20 protein-coding genes, 1 tRNA gene and 1 pseudogene are annotated in these 24,062 nt (G+C 59.8%); 6 read left to right on the top strand and 16 right to left on the bottom strand.

Features of this window, described 5'->3' with window-relative positions; all coding sequences use genetic code 11:
- Positions 1–156: 156 nt before the first annotated feature.
- From HRU71_04940 to HRU71_04875, 14 genes and pseudogenes are all read right to left on the bottom strand, one after another.
- The gene (locus tag HRU71_04940) at positions 157–783 is read right to left on the bottom strand and encodes a protein-tyrosine-phosphatase (GenBank protein ID QOJ04921.1); all 627 of its coding nucleotides are present in this window, start codon (positions 781–783) and stop codon (positions 157–159) included.
- Between the two features lie 99 nt (positions 784–882).
- Positions 883–1,755, bottom strand: coding sequence for an arsenite methyltransferase (gene arsM, locus HRU71_04935; GenBank protein QOJ02872.1), 873 nt, complete (start codon positions 1,753–1,755; stop codon positions 883–885).
- Between the two features lie 46 nt (positions 1,756–1,801).
- Positions 1,802–2,185 (bottom strand): winged helix-turn-helix transcriptional regulator, encoded by a 384-nt coding sequence (locus HRU71_04930; GenBank protein QOJ02871.1) that lies wholly within the window; start codon positions 2,183–2,185, stop codon positions 1,802–1,804.
- Positions 2,186–2,299: 114 nt separating this feature from the next.
- Positions 2,300–3,526, bottom strand: a complete 1,227-nt coding sequence (locus HRU71_04925) for an ATP-binding protein (GenBank protein ID QOJ02870.1) — start codon at positions 3,524–3,526, stop codon at positions 2,300–2,302.
- Positions 3,527–3,938: 412 nt separating this feature from the next.
- On the bottom strand, positions 3,939–4,178 hold the full coding sequence (locus tag HRU71_04920; GenBank protein ID QOJ02869.1) for a hypothetical protein: 240 nt from the start codon (positions 4,176–4,178) through the stop codon (positions 3,939–3,941).
- 150 nt (positions 4,179–4,328) lie between these two features.
- Complete coding sequence (locus tag HRU71_04915; GenBank protein QOJ02868.1) at positions 4,329–5,147, bottom strand: phage Gp37/Gp68 family protein; 819 nt, start codon at positions 5,145–5,147, stop codon at positions 4,329–4,331.
- A gap of 301 nt (positions 5,148–5,448) precedes the next feature.
- Positions 5,449–5,979 (bottom strand): hypothetical protein, encoded by a 531-nt coding sequence (locus HRU71_04910; protein ID QOJ02867.1) that lies wholly within the window; start codon positions 5,977–5,979, stop codon positions 5,449–5,451.
- A 208-nt stretch (positions 5,980–6,187) separates the two neighbouring features.
- Positions 6,188–7,278: pseudogene (locus tag HRU71_04905) on the bottom strand (IS3 family transposase).
- Positions 7,279–7,344: 66 nt separating this feature from the next.
- Positions 7,345–7,539, bottom strand: coding sequence for a hypothetical protein (locus HRU71_04900; protein QOJ02866.1), 195 nt, complete (start codon positions 7,537–7,539; stop codon positions 7,345–7,347).
- Between the two features lie 719 nt (positions 7,540–8,258).
- Positions 8,259–11,354: an efflux RND transporter permease subunit gene (locus tag HRU71_04895; protein ID QOJ02865.1), complete on the bottom strand. Its 3,096-nt coding sequence runs from the start codon at positions 11,352–11,354 to the stop codon at positions 8,259–8,261.
- A gap of 30 nt (positions 11,355–11,384) precedes the next feature.
- The gene (locus tag HRU71_04890; GenBank protein ID QOJ02864.1) at positions 11,385–12,683 is read right to left on the bottom strand and encodes an efflux RND transporter periplasmic adaptor subunit; all 1,299 of its coding nucleotides are present in this window, start codon (positions 12,681–12,683) and stop codon (positions 11,385–11,387) included.
- A gap of 152 nt (positions 12,684–12,835) precedes the next feature.
- Positions 12,836–14,356, bottom strand: a complete 1,521-nt coding sequence (locus HRU71_04885; protein ID QOJ02863.1) for a TolC family protein — start codon at positions 14,354–14,356, stop codon at positions 12,836–12,838.
- A gap of 113 nt (positions 14,357–14,469) precedes the next feature.
- Positions 14,470–15,528, bottom strand: coding sequence for a hypothetical protein (locus HRU71_04880; GenBank protein ID QOJ02862.1), 1,059 nt, complete (start codon positions 15,526–15,528; stop codon positions 14,470–14,472).
- Between the two features lie 42 nt (positions 15,529–15,570).
- Positions 15,571–16,089, bottom strand: coding sequence for a hypothetical protein (locus HRU71_04875; GenBank protein ID QOJ02861.1), 519 nt, complete (start codon positions 16,087–16,089; stop codon positions 15,571–15,573).
- 227 nt (positions 16,090–16,316) lie between these two features.
- Between HRU71_04875 and HRU71_04870 the strand changes: the two genes are divergently transcribed.
- Complete coding sequence (locus HRU71_04870) at positions 16,317–16,988, top strand: response regulator transcription factor (GenBank protein QOJ02860.1); 672 nt, start codon at positions 16,317–16,319, stop codon at positions 16,986–16,988.
- A 9-nt stretch (positions 16,989–16,997) separates the two neighbouring features.
- Positions 16,998–18,431, top strand: coding sequence for a heavy metal sensor histidine kinase (locus HRU71_04865; protein QOJ02859.1), 1,434 nt, complete (start codon positions 16,998–17,000; stop codon positions 18,429–18,431).
- Positions 18,432–18,513: 82 nt separating this feature from the next.
- Here HRU71_04865 and HRU71_04860 read toward each other — a convergent pair.
- Positions 18,514–18,586, bottom strand: a tRNA-Met gene (locus tag HRU71_04860).
- 266 nt (positions 18,587–18,852) lie between these two features.
- Positions 18,853–20,223, bottom strand: a complete 1,371-nt coding sequence (locus HRU71_04855) for an NAD(P)-dependent oxidoreductase (protein QOJ02858.1) — start codon at positions 20,221–20,223, stop codon at positions 18,853–18,855.
- Positions 20,224–20,768: 545 nt separating this feature from the next.
- On the opposite strand from HRU71_04855, the gene HRU71_04850 reads away from it, so the two are divergent.
- From HRU71_04850 to HRU71_04835, 4 genes are all read left to right on the top strand, one after another.
- The gene (locus tag HRU71_04850; GenBank protein QOJ02857.1) at positions 20,769–21,047 is read left to right on the top strand and encodes a flagellar biosynthesis anti-sigma factor FlgM; all 279 of its coding nucleotides are present in this window, start codon (positions 20,769–20,771) and stop codon (positions 21,045–21,047) included.
- A 296-nt stretch (positions 21,048–21,343) separates the two neighbouring features.
- On the top strand, positions 21,344–22,369 hold the full coding sequence (locus HRU71_04845; protein ID QOJ02856.1) for a zinc ABC transporter substrate-binding protein: 1,026 nt from the start codon (positions 21,344–21,346) through the stop codon (positions 22,367–22,369).
- 11 nt (positions 22,370–22,380) lie between these two features.
- Entirely contained in the window at positions 22,381–23,115 is a 735-nt protein-coding gene (locus HRU71_04840) for an ABC transporter ATP-binding protein (protein ID QOJ02855.1), read from the top strand.
- A gap of 21 nt (positions 23,116–23,136) precedes the next feature.
- On the top strand, positions 23,137–23,979 hold the full coding sequence (locus tag HRU71_04835; GenBank protein ID QOJ02854.1) for a metal ABC transporter permease: 843 nt from the start codon (positions 23,137–23,139) through the stop codon (positions 23,977–23,979).
- Positions 23,980–24,062 lie beyond the last annotated feature (83 nt).

Below are 24,062 nucleotides of genomic sequence, written 5' to 3'. Positions count from 1 at the left end.
AATTGCCGACGCTCGCCCCAACGGCACGTCGCTGCTTTCATTAGCGGGGGCCCGCCATCGCGCCAAATCCGACGATCAAAAACCTCGTTTTGGGATCGATTCGAGCGATTTTCTGGTCGGGGTTCGAGAACGCGGCCTGCTTGCCGCTTCTCGGCACTAGCGAGCCGGAGTTTTGAGCAAGGACATTACGTACAGCATCTCTCTCGCAATCTGGCGGCAGCGCTCGTCATAGGTCTTCGTCTCAATCGGTGTACCGTCAGACTGCTTGGGGTCATCGTAAGGAACGGCGAAACGCACAGCCGCGCCCGGCACTACGGGACACGACCGATCAGCGGTTGCGCACACCATGATCGCGCAGAAGTCCCTTATCGGGTTCGGAGCATTGCCTATCGTCTTGGAGAACGCGGTAATGACGGGCCCTTTGTCGCCGAAGCGAACGTGATAGATCGGGTTTTCGTCTTCAGTTGTTTTTTCCAGCTTAAGTCCGGCCCGCTCCAGTGCGGCAACAGCGCGCGGATTGAATGCCGTCGATTCGGTTCCGCCGGAGTACGTCCAGGGCACCGATAGCCCGTAGTAGGCGGCTGCGGTCGCCGACCAGACTTGCCCGAGTTGGCTTCGGCGTGAGTTGTGCGTGCAGACGAACAGCAAGCGGACGGGCTGCTTGCCTCGCTGTCGCTCGATGGCGTAATCGGCGATTGATTTCAGCAAGACTCTCCGTTCCGGCGGGATCAGGCTGAACTCCCTTTCTCTCTCAACCAGATAGGCGTGAACTTTCTCAAACATTTTGTCGGAGCCTTTCGGCGACTGTGCGAAAACTGTTGCACAGAAGAGCGCCGCAAAACAGGCGATCCCGAGCACGACGCGCATCTCTCCCTCCTGTATTCAAGGTGCCTTTCGAGCCGAGATATCAAGGCTCGTGATGAATTCGCCGGGTTTCGATCCGGATGGAAGTCTTGAAATGATCTCTCGGTACAGGGGATCCTGCCAATCAGTCATCTTGTCGATGTAGCTGCTCTTTGCGGTCAGGGTGATATCGGTGAGTCCTGCGGCGGTGGCCATCCCTCTGGTCTCCTCGACGAGGACCGCTCCCGCAATGCATCCGATGAGGGCTTCCATGCTTTGACGGACAGATTCCGGGAGCGGGCGAAGCAGCGCAAGATCGGAAACGGCCACGCGACCTCCGGGCTTCAGCACGCGGGCGATCTCCTTCCATACGCGAGGCTTGTCCGGCGAGAGATTGAGGACGCAATTGGAAACGACGACATCGATGCTGCGATCAGCGACGGGAAGATTCTCGATTTCGCCCAAGCGAAATTCCACGTTGCTCAGGCCCGTGCGATCACGGTAGGACGCAACGTTGCGCCGAGCCTTCGCGAGCATTTCAGGCGTCATGTCCACTCCGATTACCTGGCCGGTAGGGCCAACTTTCGGGCCGGCGATGAAGCAGTCGAATCCGCCTCCGGCACCCAAGTCTAGGACAACCTCACCGGCTCGAAGCGATGCCAGCGCCGTTGGGTTGCCGCACGACAGTCCCATGTTCGCGCCATCGGGCGTTGTTGCGAGTTCTTCGCTGGTGTAGCCGATTTCGCGCGTAAGCGCCTCGGGGCTGCATGCACCTGGGCCGCAGCATCCACCTCCCGAGCTCACGGAACCGCCTTGGGCAATTTTGGCGTATCCTTCGCGGACCCTGTCCCGCAACGTGTCGCCATCGCTTGCGGGTGGGCTACATGTGTCGTCACACCATTTGCTTTCCATGGTCAATCTCCTGAGGTATTGCGCCCATTCGCCTGCAGGCGAACTCCTAGCAGCATTTCTGATTTCGCACTCTGTCCCTGATCGGACAACATTCATCAAAGGCATCTGCGAGTGAGCGGAGGGACCGGGCGAGTTCTGCGTAGCGGACGCCGTAGAACACAGTCCTGCCCTGTTTGCTTGCGGCCAAAACGCCTGACCGAGCCAGCAACGCCAAGTGTCTGGACACGACGGAAAAATCAACAGAACAGCACTCTGCGACTTCGCCGACGGAACAATCGCGTCCGCACTTGGCAATGCACGCAATCAGGGATACGCGAGTTGGATCGGAAAACGCCTTGAAAAGTTCAGGGTTCAGAAGCTCATCGATGCGTCCACAGAATTGAGCAGCCTGCTTAGGGGTTGCCGGTCGCTTTTTGCGTGTTTGCGTCATAATGCAAGTATAGTCGCTTGCACACCCGCGTCAAGCTGTCGTTGAATCATGCCGTGATCATCGAATGTCGCAGGTTGTATCGGGGCGGTCAGCGAAAACACCCCTGGCGCTAGCTTAAACCAACCCCACAGGAATTGCTGTCGCCTTCTGGTCGAGAGGGAGGAGTTCTCGGCAGAGGCAGATGACTCCGCCCTGTGTCCACGCGGGATGGAGCCGGTCCAGCACACTGAAGTGTCGCACCCAATCGGACTTCGGGCTGGCCGATTTCTTGATCTCGATCGGATACATCGCCCGATCTTGCACGAGCAGCAGGTCGATCTCTTTGCCATCCTTGTCGCGATAGTAGTAGAGCTGCGGCTGCTTGCCGCGATTCCACCAACTCTTGAGCACCTCGGCGAACACGTGGGTCTCAAGAATCGCACCGCTCATCGCGCCGGCTTCGAGCGTCTCCGCGGTGGACCATTCAGCGAGATAGGCGCACATGCCGGTGTCGAGGAAATACAGCTTGGGCATCTTGACCAACCGCTTGGTCAGGTTGGTGTGATAGGGCTGCAGCAGCGCGATCTGGAAACTCGCCTGCAATATCGACAGCCAGTTCTTGGCCGTGTTCACGGCGATGTCGGCGTCCCGGGCCAAGTCGGAGAGATTGAGCAATTGACCGGTTCTCGCCGCGCAGGCCTTCAGAAACCGAATGAAGGCGCCTTCGTTGCCCACCTGGGCAAGATCCCTCACGTCGCGCTGCAGGTAGGTCTGAAGGTACGAGTTGTAGAACAAGTCACGGTCGCGCACTGCCCGGGTCGCGAGCGCTGGATAGGAGCCTAGCCAGATGTCGGCATAAAGTCGCTTGAGCGTCAATGGCGACGCGGTTTTCTCGCGTTCCTTTAGAACGGAAGTTGTTGGCACGAACGGGGGGACGTCCAGCTCCTGTCGACGACGCTCGCGGTTCGAGAATCCCAGCAGATTCAGAATCGCCACGCGGCCGGCGAGCGTTTCGGAGATACCCTTCATCAAATGAAACTGCTGCGAGCCGGTGAGCCAGAAGGAGGCCTTCTTCCGTCCGCGGCGGTCGACGGCCATCTTGATAAGAGGAAGAAGTTGCGGGGCGTACTGAATTTCGTCGATGAGCACGGGCGGCTCGAATCGTTCCAGGAACAGAGCCGGGTCGCTCTGGGCGAGCGCACGGACGGCAGGATCATCGAGCGTGACATAGCGACGGTCCTTCTTGGCCAGTCGCTGGAGAAGGGTTGTCTTGCCGACCTGTCGCGGGCCGGTGAGCAAGAGAACAGGGAACTGCCCGGAGGCAGCAGAACAGGCGTCACTGAGGGCACGGGCGTAGAACATGATACCGACCAGTTTGCAACAGTACTGCAAAGTAGCCGAATACTGGGATGCTTGTCAACAGCCGTGATTCTGCGTTTACCTCCGGTGTTAGACCCCGACGACCTGGGACCGCCGCTTCGCCATCGAAATCGGGCTGCGACCGCCGGCGTTGGCTCTGACCACACCTAGCTAACAGCTGATCGGGCAGGTTGTTGGGAACGGGCGCCTGTATACATGACTATGCTCCGCCCTTTCGCTCCGATAAGCGCCCACTTCGCCGAAAACCGCCTTGGCGCTAGCGCCACGTGGGCCTCATTTTGGTCACCCCAGGTATTTGGCGGGAGAAAAAGTGAGGCCCTCCCATGTAACTGAGAGGGCCTCGGGTCACCTGCACCTAGGAGCTGCGGGGTAGGCAGTCGGGCAGGATCAGGAGCTAAGCCGATTCGAGGTTCTGCAGAAAGCGATCGATGTCCTCCTTCTTGTAGCGCTTCAAGCCATTGCGACCGCGGCCGAAATAGAACGCCGGGACGCCGGCCTTATCGAGGAGGCGCGAGACCGTGGTCTTGGAGCAGTTCCACTGAGCGGCCAGTGACTTCATGCTCACAAACAGCTCACCGCTTTGATTCTTGGTTTCAGTTTCTGTCGCCACGACGTCTCCATCGATCGAGGGCATGACTGGAACTCGCCATCACACGCGGTCCCCAATCAGGTCTCCTCATAAGATTTAGGGGTGGGAATGTTTTCGCGGAAACGCAGCCGAAGTTGCCGCCCGTGCATTCTCGGCATTGACGATGTGACGCTTGCGTGGTCGACTGGTTTGCGATTACTCGAGAACAGGAAGTGAGAGGAGACTTCCGGCCGGTTTTGCGTCTTCAACGTCCGCATGAAGATTTGAAAGCTGGATTCCTGTCGGCATCTCGTCCCATGTCCGCCCATCCAACAGGCGTCCGGATTTCTTCTTGTTGACGCCGCCCCATTGCTTGAAGAAGAACGCCACGCCCGCCCTTTGGCATTGGTCACGCACGCTTCGTGCCCAATCCGGATTCATCGGCCGCGCTTTTGGTCCCGACTCGCCGCCGCAAATGACCCAGTCGATTCCGGCAAGATTCAGGTTGGGCATGGGGCCCAGCAGCGGCTCGATGGAGAGGAACTTGACGTGGGCGCCTGAGCACCGGAGGTTGTCGATGCGGTGCGCATAGTCGGCATTTTCAACGCTTACGCCCATCCAGATGTGCTTCCCCCAAGGTAAGCTCGGGCTCATCTCACGCAGGCGTTCCGAGCGTTTCGTGAGAATCTGATAAACATGCCAATCCGCCCGGTTCATTACTTCGAACACGCGAAGGATGTCGGCAGCGGACAAATCCTCATGGAAGAGGTCGCTCATCGAGTTGACGAAAATGACGCGAGGCTTTTTCCAGCGCAGCGGCTCATTCAGGAGATGCTCGATCAGGGCCACCTTACCCGTCCATTTTGGCCCCTTCCTCGTCATGACAGCAAAGCCATGAAAAGGGCGACCCAAGCCGCTGAACCGCGCCGCGATCATCATTGCGTAGCAGAAGAGGCAGCCCGGTGAACACATCGAGCAGCCACGGATGCAGTTCCAGGTGGCCTGCGTCCATTCAATCTGTGATTTCTGGGCCATTCATATTCCTTCCACGAATGATTCTTTCACGACGGAGTTAAGGCACCAGCCCCGACCGCGAGCCCATCTCAAGATTGATGGTCCAGAAGGTTTCCTGGGAAACGCCGCGGGCGGCATCGGCCTACCTGTGGCTCTGCGGGTGCCGACCAAGAAATCTCCCGGTGATCACTTTGATCGGCGGATAGGACTGCTTTGCCTTGACTCTCGGCCTGAGGCACGGCTTGAGCAGTGGATCGGGCCCCGAGTCGCAGAGTCTCAACGGAAACAGACTCGCCGAACGCCCTACAACGATCGCATCCAATCACGTTACCCCGAATCTCTTCTTCCACCGATAAAAAGTGGCTCGACTGCCGAATCCGCCGGCCTCAAATGCCACGACGCGTTCGGCATCGTTCGCATATTCTGGCGCGGTAATGAGGTGTTGAATTGCCTTCACCTTCTCATCCAGACCCATGATTTTCAGAAGCTGTTCCTTCCATCTGTCGGGGCTGGCCTGCCGAAGTTGTGTGCCCCTCAGATAGTGCCTCATGCTATGGCGCGTGATGTAGGGAAGGTGCTCTTCGATAAAATCATAGACCTCCTGGTCATCAAACCACGCGCGAACCCTCATATGTATCTCGCCGGCGCTGGGCGTGAAGTGAACAATGATCGCACGATCCTCGATGGCCTGGACGTTTGCGTTCGCCGTCTTCCACTCATTGGCGATAAGGCAGACCGGTGAGGTGGTCGTGAAAGATGCCGGCACTTCGCCGCTGACGATGTCAGGATGCCTGCTCGGCCAGCATAGCCGCTTGACCCGATCTGTATTGCACAGGCTCTTGAGCAGGCGCACACTTGCCTGGTCGCGGTACAGGTGGTCCAGGTCATCGATGATGATGGTGACCTTCCCCCTGCCTTTAGTCCACCTGTTATGTTAGTCCAACACCGTTCGAAGCACACGCCGTGGGCGGGCGGAGCGGAGCGAGGGAACCGAGCGGAGCGCAGCCTGCCCACGGCGGCGCGACCGGTTCACCCTCCCTCGCATCCGGCCTGATCGACCACGCCTCCGGCGCCGGTGGCCGATACCCCAACGCGCTGTGCGGCCGCACCGTGTTGTAATGAATCCGCCACCGCTCGATCAGCACCTTCGCCTCGTTGAGCGTGTAGAAGATCTCGCCGCTCAGCAGCTCATCGCCCAGCTTCCCGTTAAAACTCTCCACGTAGCCGTTCTCCCACGGGCTGCCCGGCTCGATGAACAGCGTCTTCACGCCGACCCGGGCCAGCCACTGCCGCACCACCTTCGCCGTGAACTCCGGGCCGTTATCACTCCGCAGATGCTCCGGCACGCCGCGCGTCGCAAACAACCACGACAGCCGCTCCAGCACATCATCCGATCTCAGATTCCTGGCCACGTCGATCGCCAAACACTCCCGAGTGTACTCATCCACCAGCGTCAGCATCCGGAACGGCCGGCCGTCGTGGGTATTCGCCTGCACAAAGTCATACGCCCAGACATGATCCTTGTGCTCCGGCCGAAGCCGAATGCACGAGCCGTCGTTGAGCCACAATCGACCGCGTCGCGGCTGCTTCTTCGGCACCTTCAACCCCTCGGCCTTCCAGATTCGCTCGACCCGCTTGTGATTCACCAGCATCCCTTCGTTGCGAATCAATCCCGTGATCCGCGGCGTCCCGTAGCGTCCGTACACTGCCGCCAGTTCGATGATCCGCTGCGTCAGCCGGTCCTCATCCTCACGAACCGATGGAAGAAAACGCTGCGTCGCCCGAGACTGCCCCAGCGCCTTGCAGGCCCGCCTCTCGGATACGCCCAGCTGGTCCACGGCTTCCTGGACCGCTCGTCGCCTCCGTTGCGGGCTCAGAAGTTTGGGCGGGCGGCCTCCCGAAGAATCGCCTTGTCTAATTCCGCATCGGCCACCAACCGCTTGAGCCGGGCGTTCTCACGCTCCAACTCCTTCAGCCGCCTGGCCTGATCGGTCTTGAGTCCGCCGTATTCCTTCCGCCAACGATAGTACGTCTGCTCCGTCACGCCGATCTGCTTGCACGCCTGGGCCACCGTCCGCCCCTGCGCGATCAGCACATCCGCCTCTCGAAGCTTGTTGACGATCTCCTCCGGCTTGAACCGCTTCCTGCTCATCACCTTTCCTCCATGATCCAGACCCCGATCCTAACTCAAGACCTGGATCCGTTTCTGGGGGGAAGGTCACACGTTGTGGTTCAATTCAGCGCCGAGGGCCAACAGCCGGGCGCGGTCGTCGGGACTGGGAATGACCCGATTGCCGCCGAGCTTGCGGCGGAGGATCTCGACCTGGGCTTTCAAAAACCGGATGCGGGCGTCGCGGCGAGCGGCACCGGCTTCAAGCAGGAGATGCGGGAGGATGTAGAGCCAGCGAAACATGGCAATTGAACCTCGATTGAAGACCAGCAGAAACGCAACAGTGAAGTGCCCTCAACATTTTGGACCCGCGCTGGCGCACAAACAACCGCCGGTGACGGCGATCGAATCGAGGACTACCAACCGGGCCTTGACCACACGCCATAATTGTGGCGTAATTGTGGCGTTGGCGCGTGAAAATCGTGCCATTTGGCGAACATGTAGAGCTGAGCCAAATCGCGGTAACTTTCTTGTCTGTCAGTAACTTATTGCCGGAACTCTACTTCGGGTAAACACGCCCTGTCGTGCTCATAACCCGGAGGGTCGGGGGAACGCGAAAGGCCCTCATAACCCGCGGGTCGGTCGGAGCGAGAGACTTTGAGACTTTCGGCGGAACGCAAGCGCCGGCGCGGGCGGGGAGGCCTCAGGGGTGGTTCGCGGCGGCGTCTCGGAGAACTCGACCGCGACGGGCCGTATCGCTAAACGCTTGCGAATCCGGGCGCTAAAACGCCAAACGCCGAGGCGTCTCATCCTCGGCGTTCACCGTTAACCCACGGGTCGCACGATTTCGCTACGACCCGTCAACTAGCGGGGGCTCGCTATGCCCGCCATCGACATAGTCCTTGCCATGAGAACAACTTCATTATTCGATCGATACGGGCGCTTTTCTGGTTGCAGTTCGCGGCCTAGTGCGCTCTTTCACGGTGAAAGTGGAACGCTGGTTCCACGGACGTTGATCTGTATCACGGCGGACTTTGGGGCTTGCTCAGCGACCTCGCTGAGCTGTCTCGAAACGTCAGCCAATAAAGCGCAGGCAGAAGAATCAGATTCAAGATGGTTGAAGTGATCAGTCCGCCGAGAATGACGATGGCCATGGGGTGTTCGATCTCATGTCCGGGGCGCGCACCGGCCATCACCAGCGGGAGCAGACCCAGTCCGGCGCAGAGGGCGGTCATCAGGATCGGTGCAAGGCGTTCCTCGGCACCCTGCATGATCAACTTCAGCCCAGCCTGCATACCCTCTTCCTGCAAGTGTCGATAGTGGCTCACCAGCATGATCCCATTCCGCGCGGCGATTCCCAGCACAGTCACGAACCCGACGAGCGACCCAAGTGAAAGTACGCCTCCGCTGAGCACCGCGCCAATGACGCCACCAATCAGCGCGAATGGGAGTGTGGCAAAGACGAGGCCTGCAAGACGGGCGGATTGAAAATCCATGTGCAGGAGCAAGAATATTCCCACCAAGGCGAATGCGGAAAGCAGCAACAGTTTGTTTCGGGATTCGACGCGCGCGGCGTACTCGCCGAGGAATTCAGGATGGTATCCGCGCTCAAAGCTGAGTTTGCGAACACGATCCTCGATTTCATTGGCAACGCTGCCAAGATCTCGGCCGCGGACATTGCAGGTCACGTCAATACGTCGCGATGCCCCTTCGCGCTTGATTTCATTTGGGGTAGCGACGATGGAAACGTCGGCGACATCCTTCAAGGGTACATGCCCACCGCCGGGTGTATCAATCAATAACTCGCGGATCGCGCCAATATCCGAACGAGCGCTGGATTCGCCCCATACCGACACATCGAAAACCATCTGTCGATCATACACTTCTCCCACCTTCATTCCCTTGACGACTGTCATAGCGACTCGCCGAATGGACCCCGCCGTGAGCCCAAACTGTGCCGCCGCTTCCGGCCGCAAGGCGATTTGAATTTGCGGCACAAGCACCTGCGGCTCCACTTTCAAGTCAGCGATGCCGTCAACATCCTTGATCGCGGCGCCGATTTCCTGTGCCTTGGCACGCAGCGTGTCGAGGTCCGGACCGAAGACGCGTACGACAATACTGGCGCTCGCACCAGTGAGAACTTCCTTGATGCGCTCCTTGAGATATGTCAGCACGTCGCGATAGAGGCCGGGGTAGCCGTCGACGACTGCTTGAATGCGAGCAACAGTGGCGTCGTAGTCCACGTCGGGATCAATGCTGATCCACAACTCGGTGAAATTAGGGCCAACCACTTCGTCCGCCACTTCGGCACGACCGATGTGCGCACCGAAATTACGAACGCCGGGAATGGATCGAAGTTCCTTGCTGGCCAGAATGGTGATACGTCGCATGGCATCCAGGGATGTTCCCGGCTTCTCCACCCAGTGCATGAGAAAGTCGGTCTCTTTGAAGGATGGGAGAAACTCCTCTTTCAGAAACGGCAGGGCGCACCCGGCGATAGCGAACATCAACAGTAAAGCCGCCACGGCCCGGCGCGGGCGGAGCACAATGCCCGGAAGAATGCGTCGGTAAGCTTGCTTCAGAAATCGCACCAGCGGAGCGTCTTGACGGTGTGTTCGCCCGTGCGGCAAGAGAATGAGGCACATCGCGGGCGTAACGGTGAGTGCAACACCGAGTGATGCCAGAATGGCGAAGATGTACGAAACTGCCAATGGCCTGAAGAAGGTACCGGCCAGGCCTGGCAGAAAAAACACCGGCACGAAGACAAGTATGACGATCATACTGGCATAGACGACCGCACTTCGTACTTCAAGGGATGCATTCAATACGACCTGAAATGCGGATAGCGGGGCGGCCGACTCGCGATTCAAACGCAGGCGACGGGCAATGTTCTCGACATCGATGATTGCGTCGTCCACGACCTCTCCGACGGCGATGACCAGTCCAGCCAGCACCATCACGTTCAGCGTCCCTCCCTTCAAATACAGAACGACGGCTGCGCCGAGCACGGAGAGTGGAATGGCCGTCAAGCTGATGGCGGCAGTCCGCCAGTCAAACAGGAACGCAATCAGCACAATGGCGACAAGAATGCAGCCTACAAGCATCGCGTGCGAGAGATTGTCGATTGATCTCTCGATGAACGTTGCAGGCCGAAAGATCGTCGAGTCCAGGCTGACATCCTTTAATCCGGGTTTCAGCGCCTTGATGGCCGCCTCGACCTGCTTCGTCACCGACAACGTATTGCCCCACGGTTGTTTCTCAACAATGAGCAACAATCCGGGGCCGTCGTTAATGACGGCATCGCCAATCGGCGGCGGATGCCCTTCGGCGACCTGGGCCACGTCACCCAGTCGAATCGGCACATTGTTGCGAAAGGCGACGATGGATCGGGCCAGGTCGGCGGGTTCGAGGATCCATGATGCATGTCGTACGGCCAGTCGCTGATTCGGCATGTCGACAAACCCGCCGGCACTGACCACAGTCGCGTCACCGGCGGCTTTGATGACTTCATCGAGCGTTACGCCGTGCGCGCGAAGAATGGCTGGATCGACCAGGACCTGGAACTGTCGATCCCGCTGGCCCCATATGGCGACATTCGCGACACCGGGAATGGCCATGAGTTTGGGCCGTAGGGTCCACTTGGCCAGCAGCGTCAGGTCCATCTGCGACAGCGTGGGAGACGACATGCCGATCTTAAGGATGCGGCTGAGCGACGACAGCGGGGACAGCAGGACAGGCGGCCGGGCGAGTGTGGGCAATCGCGCCGCTTCGACCGCGAGACGTTCCTGGACGATCTGTCGAGCCTTGAGTAAGTCGGTTCCTTCCTCGAACAAAAGGACAATCGACGACAGACCCTGAACGGACTTGGACCGGATTGTCCGCAGCCAGGCGGTGCCATTGAGCGCATTCTCAAGCGGGACCGTTATCAAACTCTCGACTTCGTCGGTCGAAAGCCCCGGCGCCTCGGTCTGGATTTCGACCAGCGGTGGAGCAAACTCCGGGAAGACGTCCATCGGTGTCACACGCGCGGTCTGGACTCCGACGACCATTAGGCAAAGCGCCAGCACGATAACGGGCACGCGAAAGCGCAGTGATGTTGAGACAAGCCAGGTGAGCATGTGGCAATATTGAAACCGACTGGTTCGTTCCTATTTCCCCGCACCGAATTCCACGCCGAACAATTCCGCCGCCCCATCCGTGACGACGCTTGCACCGGATCGCAGCCCGCGCGAAAGAAGCGCATTGCCGCCTTCAATCGACTCCAATTGAATCCGGCGCCGAGTAAACTGGCGCGGTTGTAACGCCTCATACACCCAAGCCCCGCCGTGATAGTCGTACAGGATGGCAGACCAGGGGACGATCACGCCGCTGGTGGATTCGCGAAGCGGTATCCAGACGCCGACTCGCTGACCGGGTCGAATGGTTCCCTTTTCGTTTTTCACCTGGAAATACAAATCGACGCTGGAGGAAACCGGATCGGCCGTTGGCGGACCGGCGATGTGATCGACGACTTGCATTTCAGGTTCAGGCCAGCCGCTAAGCGCGCCAAGCCGCACCACGCCTTGCAAGTCAAGTTCGTCTAATTCGCCCACATACGCGCGTACGCGAATCCATAGCGGGCTTGCACTGACGATGCGGGCGACCTGAGCATTCGCCGCGATGATTTCGCCTGGGGCGACAGCCAAGTCCATCAAGACGCCGTCGAATGGTGCGACGAGTTCGAGCGCGAGTTGCGGATCCGCAAGTATGCCTTGCGATGCTGTTCTCCAAGCCGAGGCTCTGGACTTGGCCGCGTCAAGCCTCGTTCGGGCGAGTTCGTGTTCCGACTTGGCCTCATCCAGTAGTTTCACGCTTGTGGCATTCTGTTCACGCAATCGCTGAGCACGCTCCAGCCGCAGTTTGGCTGCCTCCAATTGCACAATTGCCGCGTTCACGTCGCCCTCGGCTTGTGCCTGCGCCGTCTCGAAATCGGCGGCCGCACGGGCCAATGCAATGCGTTCCGATGGCGTCAAGATTTCGCGGTCGGCCATGACGGATGGGTGCAGGCGGAGTATCACATCGCCCTTTTTCAACATCGATCCCGCTGTTGGTATCTGATTTCCTTCAATGGACGCAATGGTGCCAGCAAATGGGGACGCAAGTTGAATGGCCCGACCTGGTGGAACCATCGTTTCGCCGCCGTAGAATCGCTGCCTAGCGAGACTGCCTTCACGAGACGCTATCGTCTTGATCGCCAACCGTTCGGCGGCTTTGGGCGTCAGCGAGATGGTCGTTAGATCGGCCTCGGTCACTCGGTTCTCAACCGTCGCGGGACCAGCGGCTCCGGGCTTGGATGGACCGCCTTCCGGGCCCGCTACGGCCGACAGGCAAGCGATACAAACCACTGCAATCGTCGTAGTCGTTGCAGCGAGAGGCTTCGCCAACATATTCAATGCACTTTTTTTCATGGACAATTCCTTGCAAATGTCAAAATAGGAATGCAGCCAGTCCCTGCCGAAAGAAGTCCAGGAAAATGGCCAACAGGGACTGGAGGATGCTCATGATCAAATTTAGGAGGTCATTCATTTCAGTCGGTTGCATGCTTGAACTCCGATCTCTTTCAGGGTTGGCTTGATGCAGGTTGAGTCGTGGTTGGCTGGTCAACGCCTCCTGTCGGTCGTCGGCCTCCGACAGCTCGAACCAATTCCGCGGATGCCAGGGCGTTGTCGCGAAGCGCATCCACGTAAGCGCGACTTTGCTGCAAGAGCGCTTCTTGCGCTTCGAGCAGAAACAGAATTCCCTGTTCACCGTTCTCATATTGCTTGCGAATGATTTCAACGTTGTCGCGGGCGCGCGGGAGAGCCTTTGCACCCAACAAATCGACAAGCTCGCGGGCAGCCGACGCTGTGATGCACGCCTGATGAACTTCTCGTGTTACCCGATCCAGCAGGCTTTCGTACTGCTTCCTGAGTTGCAGGACCACAAAGCGCGTCTTGGCGATCTGCGCCTGATTCTGGTCCCAGATCGGGATCGTCAGTTGAATGCTGGGACCCAGCAGTGAATCGACAATCTGCCGGCGAATCAGATCGCGCTGTCCGCGTGATTCGATCGTTGGCGCGGTCGGTGCGCCGGCAGCGATCGAAGCCCGGGCCGTGTCCGCCAGGATCTTTCGACCCGGCAACGCTCGGCGATCCGTTCGCTCAGCCTCCAGCCCCAACGTCAGGTTGGGAAAGGTCTCCAGATACTCGCGTTCCAATTGGGCTTCCGCCGAATCGATCTGGCTGGTCACCACACGCACGTCGAAACGTTCATCCCGCGCCCAAAGCACCAAGTCGTTGGGGTTTGTTGTGGACCCAGCACCCGCCTCCAGACTCCCATGCAGTTCCCAGGGCTCAGGCCAGCGTATCAGTCCAAGCAGCGATGCGAGCGTCAGTTCGGCGGTCCGGCGGTCACGACGGACGGCGATCAGCACTTGCTCGGCCAAATAGACGTGACTGTTCACGAGATTCACGTCGGTCGGATCGGTCTCCCCGGCGTCCAGGCGTGCCTGCGAGAGCTTCAGCAATTCGTGGGTCAGCTCTAGATTGTCGGCGGCAATCTGCTCGGTGCGTTCGAGCGCAAGCACCTGAATGCACTGCGCACGTACTTCCGCCGCCAGTTGAACGCCCCGATCGAGGACATTGGAAACGCTTCGTTCGAGATCGGCTTCCGCAATCTGCTTGCGCACCGGAATCTGCCAAAGGTCCACGATCTGTTGGGCAAAGCTGAAATTGAGGCTCGACCGGCCGCCTGCATCGGGAAATCGAACACTAAAAAAGAGCGACGGATTCGTGAGCAGACCCGATTGCACGACATCCGCGCGCGAGGCGCCGATGGTCATGAACTCTGCCTGGAATGCCGGGTTGTTGAGCAGCGCGACACTGACAGCCTCATCAATCGTCAATCCACCGTCGAGAAGAGTGCGAGCCTTTTCCTTGCAAAGTAATTCGTCCGAAGGGTTATAGGAATCGGATGCGCTGTTGCGTTCCGCCGTGCGGGCGGAGGCGTCACCAAAATCACGATTGGCGTCTACTTGTATGCAGCCAGCGCAGTAAAGCGTAATCAATAGCATGGCCTGAGCAATGACGGAGCGATGAATCATGGTGATGGGCCGTGGGACCTTCAGGACAAGTGTGCGCGGGGATTGCCTTGTGAGTCAGCAATTGCGTTTCCACGTAACGGTGTGTTAAGTTCTCGCTGTGTGAAATGCTCCATCTACTTGGCCAGGCTCGGCAAACCATCCAATGCGATGGTGTAGAACACGCCAGCGCCCCAGTCGCCATTGACGCCGTCACCGTCCAAGCCGACACGGCCATTCACACCGATCTTGTGACCCTTGGCGATCTCGTAAATGAATCCGGCGTCGAGACTGTGCTGGTTGCGAAGCCCCTCTGTTTGAGAGGTTTCGTGGACATAATCGACTACCAAATCAAGTTTGTCTGATAGCTTCCAATCCGATCCGATAGCCGCGCCCCATTGGAAATAGCGAACGTCTTCGATGTTGTCGCCGTTCACGGACTTCAAAAACGGCGCAAAGTGAATCCGGACATGATCCGCGACGGACTTGCTGAACAGACCACGAAGTTCATAGTCAACGCCGCTGGATTCGTAGCCCGTGGGCACGCGGATATAGTTACGAAGTGCGAAAGACGGCAGGCAATCGTCTTCCTTCAGTAGCTGCCAATGCCAGCCGAGCCGGACATCACCTGTGCCGGTGCCAAGCCCGTCTCCAATGTCGATGGAGGTCGTCTCAAGAGTCAGATGGTGCATCGGAGCGATACCGTAATCGATGCTGAGAGCGTAGGCCGCTTCGTCGTCACCGCTGCGATAGCCGGTGCCCCAATTTAACTCATTGCGGATGGAAAGCGTGCCGGGTTTCAGCGCATCGGCGCTGCGAAGCCGCCATGGGCCTCCGATACCGTAGGCCCGTTCCGCGAAGTAGTCAGCGTCGTGCGTATTCGCGGTATTCGTAGTATCGAGCGAAAGCGGTTCGGAATCCTTCTTCGTCGCGCCAGCCTGCTCGCTTCCCGGTTCCTGCTCGGACTGGTCGCTCGAAAACGGGCCAATAGCGACGACCTGCTCAGTCGGCCTGGCGAAGCTGAGGCCATGCGTCTGGTTTGACGGGGCTGCCCCGTTGACGGTCTTGTTATCTCGCATGTCGGTCGGCTTCGCATTTGCGATCGTCGGCACCGTCAGCGAATGACAAACGCTAACTTGAATGCCGAATGAGAGCGTGAACCAAAGGGAACTAACAAGCGGGAAGTTTGTTCTCATGTCTGATGCCTTTCATATCGCCACATCTGTCACCAGCGACCTTCAATCGTCATCCGCGGCGGTCCCCAGTTCCTCCTCGTGCTCATGTTCACGACCGTCCGGCGAATAGACGACTTCGTGCCGACGGTTGTCCTTGCGATATTTCACTTCGTAGAGAATGACTGTCTTCTTCTCGACAAAGAGTTTCTCGTCCTTGCCTGCCGCGGAACGCGCCTTGTCCAGAACGGCCTTGGGGGCGCTGGCCTCGGGAATCGCTTCTTCAATCTCGACGAGGTCGCCGCTCGCCGTCACCAGGGCATCGACGTTTCCATTCGGCCCCTTCCAAGAACCTTCGTAATAGGTAATGCCATGCTCCACCTCCTCAGAGAAATCGGTCAGCGTCTTACCTCCGGCCACCTTCTTCAGCGCGTCCAGCGCCGCCTTGGGCACCTCCGCTTCCTTGACCTGGCGCTCCTGCTCCTCATGCTTCGGCGGTCCCTTGGCGTAGACAATGGCGATTCCAGCGCAGATCGAAACTGCGCAAACGCCAGCCGTGATTCGAATCACAGATTTTGTAGCCATTTGTGGATCCTCCATTCGTCATTCAGACACGTTGAAACCTTCCAGATTCCATCTCCCGAATCAGGCTCCCTATGGGCCAGAATCGTACTGATGGCCCTTTTCCGGGCCGTGTCGCAATCGTTACAAAACTGAAAGGATTTCCGGATTGCGGCGGTTGCGCGGCTGGTTGGCGATTCTCCCGGCGTGTCGCTGCGGCTATGATGTCGCTAAACAGAAGGAGTTCTGAGGTGCGCGCATTGGTTGTGGAGGATGAACCGGTCGTTGCTGCTTTCGTGGAGGGCTGCCTCCGCGAGGCATCCATGGCCGTGGACGTGGCGTCCGATGGCGACGAGGGCTTCAGGCTCGCGATTCAGAATCCGTACGACGTGATCGTTCTCGACCTGATGCTTCCCATCCGGGATGGGTTCAGCGTCGTTCGCGGGCTTCGATCCGAAGGTGTGAAGTCCCCCGTCATCTGCCTGACGGCGCGCGATGCGGTTGATGATCGCGTCAGGGGTCTTGACTGCGGGGCGGATGATTATCTCGTTAAGCCGTTCAGCCCGTCGGAACTGCTGGCGCGAATTCGCGCCCTGGTCCGTCGGACCTCCACCGTCTCCACAAACCCAATACGCGTGGGCGACCTCATGATCGACGTGGTCGCTCGACATGTTGAACGGGCGGGTCGCCGTATTGACCTCTCGTCGCGCGAATTTGCTTTGTTGGAGTACCTCGCGCGCAACGCCGGGCACGTGCTGACTCGATCCATGATCCTCGAAAAAGTGTGGGACATGAACCAGGATCCGCTGACCAATGCCGTTGACGTGCAGATGACCCGGCTACGGAAAAAAGTCGATCACGGGTTCGGCTCCATGCTCATCCACACGATTCGAGGCGTCGGATTCGTTCTGCGAGAGAATTAAGGAACTCCGGTGGCAAGAAGTGTACGAACGCGAATCACCCTTCTCGCCACCGGAGTGACGCTCGGTGTTTCGACATTGGTCTGCGTCGGCGTGTATCTCGCGCTTCACTTTGCACTGTATCGCGAGGTGGACAGCTTTCTTGAAGGCGAGGTGCACGAGTTCCGAGCCATCTTGACCCACGAGCAAGATGATGACTTGAAAGAAGTCGAACGGGAAATTCGTGCCGAACTCGGTTCCCGGAGCAACAGCGACCTTGTGTTTCGTCTCTTGCGTACAGATGGCTACCTGCTTATCACGAGCGACCCGAACGATCGCTTTCCCAACCCTTGGAAGGATTCGGCGAGTAAAACTCCGAAAGCCTCAGCGGCCTGGTTCGAGACGATCGAGCAGCCCTCAGACCCACCCTATCGAATCTCCGCGCAGATTGAGCAACTGCCCGTTCACGGCGACGTCATCATTCAGGCAGCGTATCGGCTGGACCGCGTTCAACGCTCGCTCGCAATGTGCATGGTGTTTTGCATCGCCGCACTCGTGATCGCGACGGCGCTGGCGATCATCGGCGGGCGCGCTGTCGCCCGAGGCAGCATGGCCCCAGTTGTTCGAATTACAAAAGCGGCACGGCAGATCAGCGCGCAACGGTTGTCGACGCGCGTTCCTCTGGCCGGCTCCCATGACGAGCTGGATGCGCTGGCGCAGACGCTCAATGACATGCTCAATCGCGTGGAACGCAGTTTCCGCCAGATTCAGCAGTTCACCGCCGACGCCGCTCACGAGTTGCGTACGCCCTTGACCGCCTTAAGAGGCTCGGCCGAACACGTGCTTGCACAACCGCGAACCGAATCCGAGCTGCGGGCAGTGATCGAAAAGAGCCTCGAATACTATCATTTGCTGGGCCGAGTGACGGATGATCTCCTATTGCTTGCGCGGCTCGATGCCGGCAAGGAACCGCTTCGTTTTGAACAATTCAGCTTGTCGAGAGCGGTTGACGACGTGGTGGATCTCTACCGGCCCCTCGCCGACGAACACGGTATCCAGTTGAATTGCCGCCGCGAGAACGGCGAAGTGTTCGTAGTGGGGGACTCGGGCAAAATTCGCCGCGTACTGAACAATCTGTTGGACAACTCGATCAAGTACATGGGCGGCGCCGGCACGGTGGAAGTGGCGCTGGTTCAAGAAAAGAGCGTGGTCTTGCTCACAGTGTGCGATACAGGACCGGGCATTTCGCCGGAGGACCTGCCGCACGTGTTTGAGCGCTTTTACCGAAGCGACCGGGCGCGATCCGCACGTCGAGACGCGGCCATGCGGAGCGCCGGGCTGGGCTTGGCAATCTGTCGGTCGATTGTCCATGCCCATGGGGGTGAAATCTCGCTCGAATGTCAAACTGACCAAGGTACGGTCGTGGCAATTCACCTGCCCTTGGAGAATCACGGCAGCGAGAATTGAAGTGAGAGCGTAAAGTCGCTGGTTCGTAGCGGGGTCAATCAATGAAATCGGCCCTGGCGATAGCGCCAAGGCCGATTTTCGATAGCGGGGGCTGGACTCGAACCAGCGACCTCCGGGTTATGAGCCCGACGAGCTACCAACTGCTCTACCCCGCAGCCATGTTCCACACATCTGACCGACAACACCGGACCGGGCCGCTAGCGGCGACCCCGAACGGCTGTCCATCCGATCCGGCTGGAACGGCCGGACTATAGAGCGGCCGGTGCAGCCTGTCAATGACGGGCACTGGTGGTAACACTTGAACCAGGCCGCGCGACGGCACGTCGAAACCACCTGCGCCGCGAACCGTACGATGAGGATGCCCAATAAGGATCGGCGCGCGACGGCACGTCGAAACCACCTGCGCCGCGAACAATCGCCATCAAGGCTTGGCCGCCGCGAACATCGCATCGATCCCCGCCGCAGCCACCTTGCCCGCCTGCACGGCGTCAACGACCTCGGCCCCGCGGCTGGTGCAGTCGCCGCCGGCGAACAGCTTCGGCACGCTGGTGCGTCCGGCGTCGTCGATCAGTACGCGACCCTTGTCGGTTTTCAAACCGGGAATCGCTTGCAGCAGATCGATCAGTGGTTCCTGGCCCAGCGCCTTTACCACCATGTCGCATTCGAGCGTGAAGTTTGATCCCGGAATCGTCTCCAGCTTCGCGGATCGGCCGCCCGACGGGCCCGCGGCGGCACCACCGCCCCCTGCCGCGCGCGTTCGCATGAATTCTACTGCTGTCGCTTTACCACCCTGCCCGACGACCCGCACCGGCGCGGCCGAAAACTCCCACGCGATTCCGTCGGCCTTCGCCAGTTCGTACTCGTAGGCGAAGGCCGGCATGTCCGCGGCCGTCCGTCGATAGGCGATCGTGACGTGTTCCGCCCCCAGTCGCACCGCGGCCGTCGCGACATCGACGGCTGTATTTCCGCCGCCGATGACGACGACGCGCTGGCCGACTTCGCATTGTTCCAGCGGCTTGGTGTGCGTTTGAAAGACAAAATCCAGCGCCTCCCAGACACCGGAGAGGTCTTCACCCGGGATGCCCAGCGGCGCCGTGCGCCCCAGGCCGATCGCGAGGAAGACGGCGTCGTAGTCGGCGAGAAGCTGCGCCACGTCGGCCCCGTTCATCGGGCTATTCAGACGAAGGTCGATTCCTCCAATGGCCAGGACGCGCTGCACCTCGGAGAGTGCGAAGGCGGTGTCGTATTTGTATCGCGCGATCCCGTAGGTGTTGATGCCGCCGGGCATCTCGCGCGCCTCGAAGACGGTCACCGCATGGCCGTGCTTGCGAAGTTCGTGGGCGCAGGTGAGTCCCGCCGGTCCGCCGCCGACGATGGCGACGCGGCGTCCGGTGTCCGGAGCGGCTTCGAAGAACTCGACGCCCTGGTCGGCCGCGGCGTCGCAGGCGAATCGTTGCAGGCGACCGATCTTGACTGGTTCCTTCAACATCGTGCCGTCGACGCAGGCGCCTTCGCAGAGGACTTCGGTGGGGCAGGCCCGCGCGCAGGAGCCGCCGAAAATGTTGGCGGAGAGGATCGTTTCGGCCGCTCCGATTTCGTTTTTGTGAAGGATCTGGCGAATGAACTTGGGGACGTCAATGTGCGTGGGACAGGCCCGGGTGCAGGGGGCGTCGAAGCAGAACAGGCAGCGGGCGGCCTCGGCGAGGGCTTCGGAGGGCGAGTATCGCGGTTCGAGATCGGCGAAGTTATTGGCGAGTCGCAGCGCACGGTCCTGGGCAAAGGGTTGGCTCATTGGGGCGATTATAACGCGATGGGAATTTACGCGATCGGGGGCAGCTCGATCAGGATGAAGTGAGGCCGCAATCGCGGGGGACGGGCTGTTTTTGCGCGGTTCAGATCTCAAGTGAGTCGGCAAGGCGTTGGCGGAGCAGGTATTACGAGGTACTGTCAGCCACAACATCTTGTGGATTTCGATAATTCGTGTTTGTGAATTCTGTGTAAATCACAGGGTGAGGGCCTCGTTAGGGCTGTGCTGGAAAGTCTTTTTTTACGGGCGCCAGGCCCATAACTGTGCAGTATTACCCGCGTTAAGGTCCGCAATCAAAGCGCGTTATGGCAAACAACATCTTGTGTTTTGCCAGTGATTCTGTGGAGAACGAATCCATGCCTGGACGATAATACTGGAAGTGAAGGATTGACCTGGTTCGCCGTGGCCCACCGCGCAAGTCTTGCTTCATCGTCGTAACGCCGGGCCATAACCATCGCCGGGATCGGTCGGCCCGCGAAGGGCGAGGGGACAGACCTCGACTCGCGGGAAAGACGGGAGGTACGTGTTAGATGATGGATGTCTCGACAATTGGCAACACCGCTTCGCCTGCGACGGTGCGGGACTACTTCAACCAGTCGTTTCGATCACGCAGTGACAACGCTGGTTCGGCGGTCGTAGACGATCGCGTCGAAATTTCCGAGATCGCAACGATCTTGAGCCGCCTGGCGGAGCTGCCCGAAGCCAACGCCCGCCGAATTGTGGAAATCCGCCGCGAGATTCAGTCCGGCACCTATCTCACCGCCGACAAGCTCGACGGAGCGATCGACGGCTTGCTTAGTGATCTTTAAAAGCGATCAACTCTTCGCTTGTTGCATGATCGGGCCACTGGGATGATTGATTGCGGTTCGACACCAATTCAGTGATCCAGTCCATCCCGCAGAATCTGCGTTGCGGAGGCACCACTTGGTCGTGGGAGCCTCCATGCCATGCCGGTGCGGTACGTTTATCGGACGTTCCGGGGCGTCCGCGACGCGAAGCCGGCCATTGACGCCGCCGTATTACAATGTAATACTCCTGTGTCGCCTGCGCGCGGCGGCGGACTTGCCGTGCGTCGCGCGGCGGAGCGGGGGCTACGGCGGACGCCATGACGATGCACGGTCAAAGAAGTTTCGACGCGCCGTGTCCGCGCAAGGTCACCGCCCGGATCGCCTGCGCCCTGTTGTTCTTGTTCACCGGCGCGTGCGATTCAAAGCGTGAAAACGCCGCGGTGAATGCCCGTGATCGCGTCGAATCGGCCGGTCCGCTGCGCGTCTTCGTGAGCATCGTTCCACAGGCAGATTTCGTGAAGCGCATCGCCGGGGACCGCGCCGAGGTTGAAGTCATGGTCGGCCCGGGTCAATCTCACCATACTTACGAGCCGACGCCGCGGCAGATCAGCAGGCTGGCCGAGTCATGTGCCTATTTCCAGATCGGACTGCCCTTCGAGCGTATGGTGTGTGATCGGATCGCGAAGATCGCGCCGTCGGTTCGATTGATCGATACGACGCGAAGCGTGAGGTATCGGGAAATGACCGGTTGCTGCGCCGCACACGATGAGCCGTCGCGCCGCGGCGAGCATGACGAATCCCAGTCTTCCCATTCGCACGCTGGGCGCGATCCGCATATCTGGCTTTCGCCGCGGCTGGTGAAAGTCCTGGCGCGCAACATTCGGGACGCGTTGGTGGAGATTGACCCGGCCGGAACAGCGAACTACGGCGCCGGCCTGGCCCGGTTTGAACAGGACCTTGACGAATTGGACGCGCGCATTCGCGATCGGCTCAAGCCTTACGCCGGGCGGGCGTTTCTCGTGTTCCATCCGGCGTATGGCTATTTCGCCGATGAATACGGATTGGTGCAGGTGTCGGTCGAAGAGGACGGGAAGGAGCCTTCGGCGCGGCGACTGGTGGAGCTTGTGGCGCGCGCGAAAGCGCTGGGAATCAAGCGTGTGTTCGTCCAGCCGCAATTCGCCGTCGGCGGGGCGAAAGCCGTGGCCGATGCGATCGGGGCACGCGTTGTCCCGCTGGACCCGATGACAATTGATTACGAGCGTGATCTGTGGACGATGGCCGAGCGCCTTGGCGAGGGATTTGCGGCGCAGGGGCATTCACCCGTCGCGGCGGCGCGGGAGTAGGGCGGCGTACCATGGATGACCGGACGATCATCGAGGCACGCGGTTTGTCGTTTTCGTATGACCGCCACGCGGTGCTGGACGGCGTCGATCTCACGATAGGTAATCGCGATTTCATCTCGATAGTTGGTCCGAACGGCGGCGGGAAGACGACGCTGCTGAAGCTGTTTCTGGGTTTGCTTCGACCGACGCGGGGCGAGATACGCGTGTTCGGCGTTTCGCCCGAGAAGGCCCGCCCGCGCATTGGTTACATGCCGCAGCACACGCGGCATGATCTGGAGTTTCCCGTCAACGTGCTGGATGTGGTGCTGATGGGGCGGCATGGGACAAGCGGCGGAGGGTTTCGATTCAGCCGGTCGGATCGGGAAACGGCGGTTCGGTCGCTGGGTGACGTGGGGCTGGCCGATCTTGCGAGGCGACCGTTCGCGGCGTTGTCGGGCGGTCAGCGGCAGCGCGTGCTGATCGCGCGGGCGCTGGCGTGCGAGCCGGAGCTGTTGTTGCTGGACGAGCCGACGTCGAATCTGGACCTGCGCGTGCAGGATGATTTTTATGAACTGCTGCGCCGGTTAAGCGCGCGGCACACGGTCATTCTCGTTTCGCACGATGTGGCGTTTGTGTCCAAGCTCGTCAATCGCGTGATTTGCGTGAATCGCGGCGCGACGGTTCATACAACGAGTGAGCTTCGCGGAAAAGATCTGCTGGACCTGTACGGGCCGGACGTTTGCATGGTCCGCCACGATCACAGTTAAGCGGCGACAGGCGGCTGAATCATGGAGTTTTTCCAGGCGGTCCTGGGCAATCCGTTTCTGCAAAGCGCGCTGGCCATGGGGGTCCTGGCTGGCGTGGCGTGCGGCGTCGTGGGAACTTATGTCGTCACGCGGCGGATCAGTTACATCGCCGGTGCCGTGTCGCACTCCGTGCTGGGTGGCATGGGCGCGGCGAAGTACATGCAGGTCGTCCACGGCCTGGTGTGGTGCAGCCCTCTGCTCGGCGCCGTGGTCGCGGCGATCGTGTCGGCGCTGCTGATCGGCTGGGTCAGCCAGCGCGCTCGCCAACGCGAGGACACGGTCATCGGCGCGATCTGGGCCGTGGGCATGGCCGTCGGCGTGCTCTTCATTTCTCGCACACCGGGCTACAACGAAGAGCTGATGAGCTACCTCTTCGGCAACATCCTGCTCGTCTCGCCGGAGGATTTGCGGCTGATGCTGCTGCTCGATGTGCTGGTGCTCGTGCTGGCCGTTGTGTTCTACAACAAGTTCCTGGCAGTCTGTTTTGATGAAGAGTTCGCCCGGCTGCGCGGCGTGAAGGTCGAGTTCTACTACCTGACGCTGCTTTGCCTCACGGCGCTGACGGTGGTGGTGCTTCTTAAAGTCGTCGGCATCATCATGGTGATCGCCATGCTGACGCTTCCGGCCGCCGTGGCGGGATTCTTCTCCGGCCGCCTGTGGCAGATGATGGTCCTGGCGAGTTTGCTGTGCGTCGGGCTGAATCTGGCGGGTATGGCGATCAGCTATTCGCCGAGCCTGCCGGCTGGAGCGACGACAATTGTCCTGGCGGGAGGGCTGTACCTGGCAGTGATGATGGTGCGGTCGCTGGTGAACCGTTCGGCGTGATTGAGTGCTCGCGCTGACAAGCGATTCGTGCCAGCAACGAAGACCGATCCCCCATTCGTTGCGGCCCCACAGCTTCAAGCCGC

This window comes from Planctomycetia bacterium (assembly GCA_015200345.1).
Taxonomy (GTDB): domain Bacteria; phylum Planctomycetota; class Phycisphaerae; order UBA1845; family UTPLA1; genus PLA3.
The sequence above is the reverse complement of the archived record's forward strand: the minus strand, read 5'-3'. Positions and strand labels throughout refer to the sequence as shown.